Origin of the sequence: Protofrankia sp. CiP1_Cm_nod1 (genome assembly GCF_920888515.1) — a bacterium.
Classification (GTDB): Bacteria; Actinomycetota; Actinomycetes; order Frankiales; family Frankiaceae; genus Protofrankia.
Genome location: NZ_CAKKTM010000290.1, coordinates 1 through 8,455, shown reverse-complemented (window position 1 = coordinate 8,455; position 8,455 = coordinate 1). Strand labels below are relative to the sequence as shown.

At 72.0% G+C, this 8,455-nt stretch carries 5 protein-coding genes and 1 pseudogene; 4 read left to right on the top strand and 2 right to left on the bottom strand.

Features of this window, described 5'->3' with window-relative positions; all coding sequences use genetic code 11:
* On the bottom strand, positions 1–1,343 hold a 1,343-nt coding region (locus NBX02_RS13195), incomplete at its 3' end, for a beta-ketoacyl [acyl carrier protein] synthase domain-containing protein (RefSeq protein WP_250291553.1).
* Between the two features lie 863 nt (positions 1,344–2,206).
* On the opposite strand from NBX02_RS13195, the gene NBX02_RS13190 reads away from it, so the two are divergent.
* On the top strand, positions 2,207–3,148 hold the full coding sequence (locus tag NBX02_RS13190; protein ID WP_250291551.1) for an alpha/beta fold hydrolase: 942 nt from the start codon (positions 2,207–2,209) through the stop codon (positions 3,146–3,148).
* A gap of 35 nt (positions 3,149–3,183) precedes the next feature.
* On the opposite strand, the pseudogene NBX02_RS13185 reads toward NBX02_RS13190, so the two are convergent.
* A pseudogene (locus NBX02_RS13185) lies at positions 3,184–3,750 on the bottom strand (TetR/AcrR family transcriptional regulator); the annotation flags it as partial.
* A 371-nt stretch (positions 3,751–4,121) separates the two neighbouring features.
* Here NBX02_RS13185 and NBX02_RS13180 point away from each other — a divergent pair.
* The 3 genes from NBX02_RS13180 (at position 4,122) to NBX02_RS13175 (ending at position 8,339) form a co-directional block, all read left to right on the top strand.
* Complete coding sequence (locus tag NBX02_RS13180) at positions 4,122–5,597, top strand: MFS transporter (protein ID WP_250285768.1); 1,476 nt, start codon at positions 4,122–4,124, stop codon at positions 5,595–5,597.
* 698 nt (positions 5,598–6,295) lie between these two features.
* Positions 6,296–6,424, top strand: coding sequence for a putative leader peptide (locus NBX02_RS23165; protein ID WP_445548412.1), 129 nt, complete (start codon positions 6,296–6,298; stop codon positions 6,422–6,424).
* Between the two features lie 259 nt (positions 6,425–6,683).
* Positions 6,684–8,339 (top strand): ABC transporter substrate-binding protein, encoded by a 1,656-nt coding sequence (locus NBX02_RS13175; protein WP_250285767.1) that lies wholly within the window; start codon positions 6,684–6,686, stop codon positions 8,337–8,339.
* The last annotated feature ends 116 nt before the right edge of the window (positions 8,340–8,455 follow it).

Below are 8,455 nucleotides of genomic sequence, written 5' to 3'. Positions count from 1 at the left end.
GGCCCACCCACCGCGGCCACGCCACCCGCCGCGGCGCCACCCGCCGCGGCCGCCGTGGGCCGGGTGGTGGGCGCCTCGCCCACCACGACGTGGCAGTTCGTCCCGCCGACACCCCACGAGCTCACGCCGGCCAGCAGCGGCCGGTCGTCGTGCGGCCAGGGCCGCAGGGCGGTCACCACGCGCAGCCGCAGCTCCTCGAACGGGATCCGGGGGTTGGGCGTGGCGAAGTTCAGGCTCGGCGGCAGCACCCGGTGCGTGATCGCCAGGACCGTCTTGACCAGGCCGACGATCCCCCCGGCACCCTCGAGATGACCGATGTTCGTCTTCACCGACCCGACCAGCAGCGGGTCGCCGGCGGGCCGGCCGGCCCCGTAGGCGGCGCCCAGCGCGGACGCCTCGATCGGGTCCCCGAGCGCGGTCCCGGTGCCGTGCAGCTCGACGTAGCGCACGTCGCGCGGGTCGACGCCGGCGCGTCCGGCCGCCGCGCGCACCACGTCCCGCTGGGCCCGTGCGCTCGGGACGGTCAGGCCCGCGGTGGCGCCGCCGCTGTTGACCGCGCTACCGCGGATCACCGCGTGGATCCGGTTGCCGTCGGCGAGCGCGGCCGCGAGCGGCTTGAGCACGACGACCGCGCCGCCCTCGCCGTGCACGAAGCCGTTCGCCCGTGCGTCGAAGGTGAAGCACCGCCCGTCCGGGGACAGCCCGCCGAAGCGCTGCGCGCTGACGGCCGTCTCGGCGGTGAGGTTGAGGTGGACGCCGGCGGCCAGCGCCAGCTCCGACTCGCCCGAGCGCAGGCTCTCGCAGGCCAGGTGCACCGCCACCAGCGACGACGACTGGGCGGTGTCCACCGTCAGGCTCGGGCCGCGCAGGCCCAGCAGGTAGGACAGCCGGTTGGCGATGACGCCGCGGGCCAGCCCGGTCAGGGTGTGCCGGGTGACGGCGCTCAGACCGTGACGGTGGACCAGCCCGGCGTAGTCACTGGCGATGGCGCCCACGAAGACGCCGGTACGGGTGTCCGCCAGCGCGGCCGGGACGACGCGGGCGTCCTCCAGCGCCTCCCAGCCGAGCTCGAGCACGAGACGCTGCTGCGGATCCATCGCCTCCGCCTCGCGCGGCGAGATGCCGAAGAACTCCGGGTCGAAGTCCGCGACGCCGTCGAGGAAACCGCCGCGCAGCGGGCGGATATCGTCCGGGATTCCCTCCCAGCGGCCGGCGGGAACATCCGTGACGGCGCTGCGCGCATTCTCCAGCAGCTGCCAGAACTCCCCGGGGCCGGCCGCCTTGGGCAGTCGGGCGGCCAGCCCGACGACGGCGATGTCGGACGGCGTCTCGGCATGCGACATCTTCGGTGTCCATTCCCTCTCGTAAACGGCCGGCGCGGCCGGGCGCCGGATGGCGGCTGGCCGGCCGAAGGCGGCGCGATCACCTTCAGTTGTTTCACGCGGTGCCGGGATCCGGATTTCCGGGAAGATCTGGTGGCCGCCGGGAACCGCGGCGGGGCCCGGGGGCGGGCCGCACGGTGTGGATCCCGGCGAACGGGCGGAGGTGGGGTGCCGTCCCAGCGGTGGGCCGGGCCGGCCGCGCGGCCAGCCGGCCCGGCACCGCAGCCGGTCAGGCCGGCCCCGGTGCCGGGGGCGTCAGCGCGGCCGGAAGCTCCCGAGGCGACAACAACAACACTCGGCGCGGTGGAGACAGTGGTGGGGACAGCGTGCGGCGCGGGGGCGGCTGGAGCGGTGCGGTGGCACGCTGTATCACACCCTTTCGTCCTCGTCTGCGCGTTTCGCCGTGTCGTGCGTTCACGCGTTCCGTCCGGGCACGCCTGTCGGGGTGCCCGGACACGGCCCGCCGCCGGCTGCCGCCGGCCGTGCCCGCGTAGGCCTGTGGCCATGCGACGAACCCCGGGCTCGGGTACCCATCAGCCGGCCAGTATGTAGATGATCCGCAGAAAAGCGCGTGGTGATAACCCCTATCGATACCCCTAGTCGACCCTTACCGTCATTGTGGTGCAGCTCACACGGATGCGTGGCCCATATTATGTGCCAGCTGCTCCGGAGAATGAAACGTTAGCTCCTGTGAGGCTTTTTCTTGGATGCCTGTCTTGCTTTCCGGTGGTGGCCCTGATAAGGATGGCGGAAACCAGGACGAGTATTTTCGGATGTCACCCGCCGGCCCGGCCGGCCGCCGGCAGGAAAGGACAGCAGCCGTCATGACGAGACCCGGAACGAGTGCCGGCGACGGCACCGGCGGTAGTACCGGCGGCGGTGCCGATCTGTGGATACGACGGTTTCACGCAGTGGCGGATCCTGCCGGGCGGCTGGTCTGCTTCCCGCACGCGGGCGGCTCGGCACCTTTTTTCTTCCCGCTGTCCCAGGAGCTGTCCGCATCGGCCGGCCCGGGCCGGCCCGGCGTCGAAGTGCTCGCCGTCCAGTACCCCGGCCGCCAGGACCGCCTCGGCGAGCCGGCGGTCACCAGCATCGCCGGGCTCGCCGAGGGGATCGCCACGGCCCTGCTGCCGTGGGGCGGCGAGCCGCTGACGTTCTTCGGGCACAGCATGGGCGCCGTCGTGGCCTTCGAGGTCGCGCTGCGCCTGCGGGCCCGCGGGCAGGACGGGCCGGTGCGCCTGCTCGCCTCCGGCCGCCGCGCGCCGTCAAGGTACCGCCAGCGGCAGGACGTCCACCGCCGGGACGACGCCGGCATCGTCGCCGAGCTGCGCCAGCTCGCCGGCACCGACTCCCGGCTGCTCGGCGACGAGGAGATCCTGCGGATGATCCTGCCGGCGATCCGCGCCGACTACACCGCGGTCGAGACCTACCGGTCGGCGCCGGACGCGGTGGTCCACTGCCCGGTCACGGTGTTCACCGGTGACGTTGATCCGCAGGTCACGATCGACGAGGCACAGGCCTGGCGCGGCCACACCACCGGCGCGTTCGGCCTGCGGGTCTTTCCCGGCGGGCATTTCTACCTGGCGGAGGATCCCGGGGCGGTCATCGCGGCCATCCGCGCCGAGCTGGCGGCTTCGCCGCCGGTGTCAGCCCCCGCAGTGTCGCATCCCGCGGCCTCGGTGCCCACGGTGCCGGCGCTCGCGGCACCGGCGGAGGTGTCGCCGGAGCCCAGCCAGGCGGCGAGCTCGCGCACCTCGGCGCGGTAGAGCGTCGCCGGGTCCATCACGTGGGGCCGCAGGTGCCCGTTGATCTCAAGCGCCAGCAGCCCGTGTAGCCGGCCCCAGATCCGTAGCGACAGCGCGACGGCCGCCGGTGGCAGGCCCGGAACCGCCGTGCGGGCCAGCGCGGCGAACGGCGGGGTGAAGTCGGACCAGTCGTGGTCGTCGGTGCTGTCGCCCGGGTCCGTCCCGGCCGCGGACAGCCTGGTCCGCAGGCCAGGCCAGGCGCTTTCCACCAGGCGCAGCAGCACGCCGCACGCCTGCTGCTCGGCCGAGGACGCGTCGCCCTCGGCCGGGAACCGGTAGCCCGGGATGGGGCTGCCGTAGAGAAGCTGGTACTCCTGCGGGCTGGTGACGGCCCACTCGCGGTAGGCCATCGCCACCGCGGTCAGGGCGGCGCCGGGATCGTCGGCGGGGGCCGCGGCCCGGACGGTCTCCAGCCGCTGCGCCACCGAGGTGTAGATGTCGGTCACCAGCGCGGTGATCATGTCGTCGCGGGTGTCGTAGTAGCTGTACAGCGCGCCCGCGGTCATGCCCATCTCGCGGGCGATCGCCCGCAGCGACAGCGCTGCCGCGCCACCGTCGGCCATGTGGCGCAGTGCGATCGCCTTGATCTCGCGGACCGTCTCGGCGCGTAGCCGGTCCCGGCGCCGAAGCATGCGATCTTCCACCGTTGGTAGTTTACAGCGCTTGTCTCCTACACTGCGGCCAAACATTGATAGCCGTGTAGTCTTTGAACGGCGTACTGTCGCGGCTGTCGCGTCAGTTGGCCCGGACGCCCGTCGCCCCGCGGCGACGGGGCACGCGCCGCGTCGCCGCGGGGTCGCGCCGTCCGTCTCGTCCGTCCGGGCTGGTCCCACGTGCCAGCCGCCGCCTCGAGGAACCCAGGGCACCAGAGGAACCCAAGAAACCCAAGGCACCAGAGGCACCCGAAGAAGAAGAAGAGGAAGGAGCCCGCCCCATGACTGTTCCCGCAGCCCCCGGGCTGCCCTATCAGCGCACCCGGCTCACCCTCGCGCTGCTGGCGTTCGCGCAGTTCATCGTCGCCGTCGACTACAACATCGTTTATGTCGCGCTGCCCGACATCGGCAGGGATCTCGGCTTCACCTCGCAGTCGATCCAGTGGGTCGTCAGCGCCTACGCCGTCGCCTTCGGTGGCCTGCTGCTGCTCGGCGGACGTGCCTCCGACCGGCTCGGGGCGCGCCGCGTCTTCACCGTCGCGCTTCTCGTGTACGGCCTGTCGTCCCTGGCCGGCGGGCTGGCGTCGGCACCCGGCGTGCTCGTCACCGCGCGGACGGTGCAGGGGGTCGGCGGCGCGCTGCTGTTCCCGGCGATCCTCAAGCTCATCAGCACCATCTACGAAGAGGGTGCCGAACGCACCCAGGCCCTGGCGGTGTGGAGCGTGGCGGCCAGCGGCGGGCTCGCCGCCGGGGCCCTGCTCGGCGGGCTGCTCACCGACTGGTTCGGCTGGGAGTCGGTCTTCTTCGTCAACGTCCCGCTCACGGCCGTGGCCCTGGTGGCCGCCCCGCGCCTGCTGCCCGCGGACCCGCCGCGGGCGCACGGCCTGAAGGGCTTCGACCTGCCCGGCGCGCTGATCGCCACCGCCGGCGTGGCGCTTGTCGTCTTCGGTCTGGCCTCCGGCTCGGAGGCCGGCTGGACGGCCGCCCGCACCACCTCCTCGATCATCGTCGGGGCGGTGCTGCTGGCCGGTTTCGTCCTGGTCGAACTGCGCACCCGGGACCCGCTGGCCCCGCCGCGGCTGTTCCGGCAGCGCACACTGGTGATCGCGATGCTCGCGGTGCTGCTGCTCGTCGGCAGCCTCGCCGGCGAGTACTACCTGTTCACGACATACCTGCAGAACGTGCTTCACTTCAGCCCGCTCGAGGCCGGGCTGGCGTTCCTCCCGCTCACCGTGATCTCGATGGTGGGCGGCGCGGCGGCCGTCACCCTGCTCACCCGCTACGGGCTGCGCACCACGATGGCCGCGGGCCTGTTCGTCGGCGGCGTCGGCATCGCGGCCGTCACCGCCGGGGTGTCGGTGGACGGCTCCTACCTGGCCCTGCTGCCCGGCCTGGTGCTGTGGGGTATCGGCGGTGGGGTCGCCTTCACCGCGGTGTTCGTCGCCGCGTCCGCCGGGGTGGCACCGGCCGAACAGGGTGTCGCCAACGCCCTGGCCTCGACCTTCCAGCAGATCGGCACCGCGCTGGGGCTGGCCGTGATCATCGCGGTCGTGGTGGCCCGTCCGCACGGGCCGGCATCACCGGACGCCAACCCGGCCGGGATCGTGGACGCGCTGCGGGTGGGCGGCTGGGTGTCGGCCGCCATCTGCGCCGCCGGGACCGTGGTGGCCCTCGCGCTGGCCCGCACGCCCCGGCCGGCCGGGCAGCCGGTACCCGCCGCGGGTGAGCCGGCCGACCCCCAGCGCCAGCCCGTGTGACGCCAGCCCCCACGAGGTGACAGGGCCGCGACCGGGCCCGTCCCAGCCGCCGTCCCCGCGGGCCACCCTGACCGGCCCGCGGGGACGGCTCCGTTCTCCCGTCCATTCTCCTGCCCGTTCTCCCGCCTGCCCGTTCTCCCGCCCGGCCGGGCTGTCGCCAGGACGACGGGATACGGGATACGGGATACCGGTGCCGCCACCGATATCCCCGGTACGGTTTCCCGGGGCCCTGGTTCTTTCCCGGGTCCTGTTCTTTCCGGAGCGCCGTTCTTTTCCGAGGGGCCAGGGCCTTGCCCGGGGCGGTGTTCCCGGTGGGCGGGGCGCTCGGCCGGACGGGAGCGTCACCCACGGCACTTCCGCCGTCGCATTCCGGCCGCCCGCGTGGCCGGCACATTGTGTGCCTGGACGGCTACGCGGTGGCCCGGCCGGCGCTATTCCGGCACGGGTGTTCCGGCGGCGGTCACCGGGGCCGGTGCCGCCGGTGCCGGGTAAGCACTCGTGTTCCGCCTGGCGCGGCTAACATGTGCCGGATTTGAAGTCAACCCTTGACGACCCCTACTGGTACCCCGATATTCATCCGGGCACCAACTATCGAAACCGCTTCCTGCCGGGACGGCGGATGTCAGGCACGCCTATATGGCGAGCATCACATCGGCCTTTTTCACCGGCCGGGTTTGGGCTCGGCTAATGTCCCCCGCATGAGGTCGCAGGGGTATCGTCACAGCAGTCGGAGCATGGCTGTTCTGACGTCGCTTCTGACGTCGCGTCTGACGTCGCGGCGTCACATCGACCTGTTGCGCGTCTCCAGCGCCACCTGTTCACGCTGACCCGTACGCGGTCGTCTTTCTCGTTCGGCCACGCGGTCCGGTGCCGCCGCCGGCCCGGCGGCCACCTCTGTTTTCAGGTGTAGTCGTCTTTCCGGTGTAGTCGCCGTCCCGGCGGAGCCTGTCGTCCCGGCGGGGACCGCCGTCCCGGCGGGTTCACCGTCCCGGTGCGTGTCCCGCGTGTGCCGTAACCGGCCTGCCGCGCGGAATGCCAGCCGTCCCGTCGCATTTTTTGCCCGTCCAGAACATTCGGAGTGGCTCCATGCGTTTTGTCAGGCCCACGTACGCCCTCACCGGCGTCACCGTCACTGCGGCGCTCGTGTTGGGCGCCTGTGGGTCGTCCGACGGTGGATCGTCCACCCCCCGCGCGGCCGCGCCCAGCACCGGGGGCTCGGTGACCTACGCCATCGACACCGAGCCGGTCTGCTACAACGTCCACGTCAGCCCGCAGGACATCACCGCCGAGGTCCAGCGCAACGTCGTCGACTCGCTGCTCTTCTTCGACGCCAACCAGAAGATCCACCCCTGGCTGGCCACCTCCTGGGAGACCTCCAGCGACTTCAAGACCTTCACCTTCAAGCTCCGCACGGACGTGACGTTCACCGACGGCACGCCCTTCGACGCGAACGCGGTGAAGGCCAACTTCGACCACATAGCCAACCCGAAGACGAAGTCGCAGTACGCCTCGACGCTCATCAAGAGCTACACCGGCACCGAGGTCGTCGACCCGCACACCGTCAAGATCAGTTTCTCTGCTCCGTCGGCGCCGTTCCTGCAGGCGGTGAGCACTCCCTACCTCGGTTTCTATTCGCCGAAGACACTGCAGGAAAACGCGGACAAACTGTGCGCGGAAGGGCCGGCCCAGGTCGGCACCGGGCCGTTCACCGTGGCCGAGTACACCAAGGGCCAGAGCGTCCGGTTCGTCCGCAACCCGAACTACAGGTGGGCACCTGAGGGCGCTGCGAACACCGGGGCGGCCTACCTGGACGCGCTGACCATCCGCGTCCTGCCGGAGGACTCCACCAGGGTGGGCGTGCTCACCAGCGGGCAGGTCGACGGCGCCCGCGCGGTCCCGCCGGCCAACGTCGCCGCCGTCGAGGCGAACAAGGCCCTGGGCACGGTGCGCCTGCAGGCCGCCGGCGGCACCTACCAGATCTACCTCAACGTGACCCGGGCACCCCTGACCGACCAGCGGGTGCGCACCGCGATCCAGCGCGGCATCGACCTCGGCAAGGACGTCCAGGCCGTGTACTTCGGCCAGTACCAGCGGGCCTGGAGCCCGCTGGCGCCCAGCACCCCGTCCTACGACAAGTCACTGGAGAACACCTGGCCGTTCGACCAGGCGGTGTCCAACCGGCTGCTCGACGAGGCGGGCTGGACCGGGCGGGACGCCGAGGGCTACCGCACCAAGGACGGCAAGCGCCTGGCCGTCGTCTGGCCGCTCATGCCCGCCGAGTACATCCGCGACCAGCGGGTGGTCCTCGGCCAGGCGATCCAGGCCGACCTGAAGAAGATCGGTATCGACCTCCAGCGCCCGACCTTCGACATCGGCACCTTCGTCACCAAGGGCTACGCCGGTGAGTTCGACATCCTGGACTCCAGCTGGGCGCGGCCCGAGCCCGACATCCTGCGGCTGTTCTTCAACAGCACCAGCTCGGCAGCCACCGGTGGCCAGAACGCCTCGTTCATCAGCGACCCGCAGCTGGACGAGTGGACCAACGCCGGTGCCGCCACGCTCGACACCAAGATTCGTGACGACGTCTACGGCAAGACCCAGAAGCGGGTCATCGAGCTCGCCGCGTCGGTCCCGGTCTACATCCCCACCACGGTCGTCGGGCTCTCCAAGCAGCTGCACGGGGTGACCTTCGACGCGAGCTCGTGGCCGCTGTTCCACGGCGTCTGGACCGAGAAGAAGTGACGGACGAGAAGTGACGGACGCGGGGCCGGTCGGGACGCTCCCGGCCAGCGCGGGCCCGGCCGGGCGTGACCCGGCCGGGCGTGACCCGGCCAGCGCGGGCCCGGCCGGGCGTGACC

Coding starts and splice junctions, on each gene's coding strand:
- NBX02_RS23165 (WP_445548412.1), top strand. CDS start 6,296: ATGAGGTCGCAGGGGTATCGTCACAGCAGTCGGAGCATGGCTGTTCTG.
- NBX02_RS13175 (WP_250285767.1), top strand. CDS start 6,684: ATGCGTTTTGTCAGGCCCACGTACGCCCTCACCGGCGTCACCGTCACT.
- NBX02_RS13180 (WP_250285768.1), top strand. CDS start 4,122: ATGACTGTTCCCGCAGCCCCCGGGCTGCCCTATCAGCGCACCCGGCTC.
- NBX02_RS13190 (WP_250291551.1), top strand. CDS start 2,207: ATGACGAGACCCGGAACGAGTGCCGGCGACGGCACCGGCGGTAGTACC.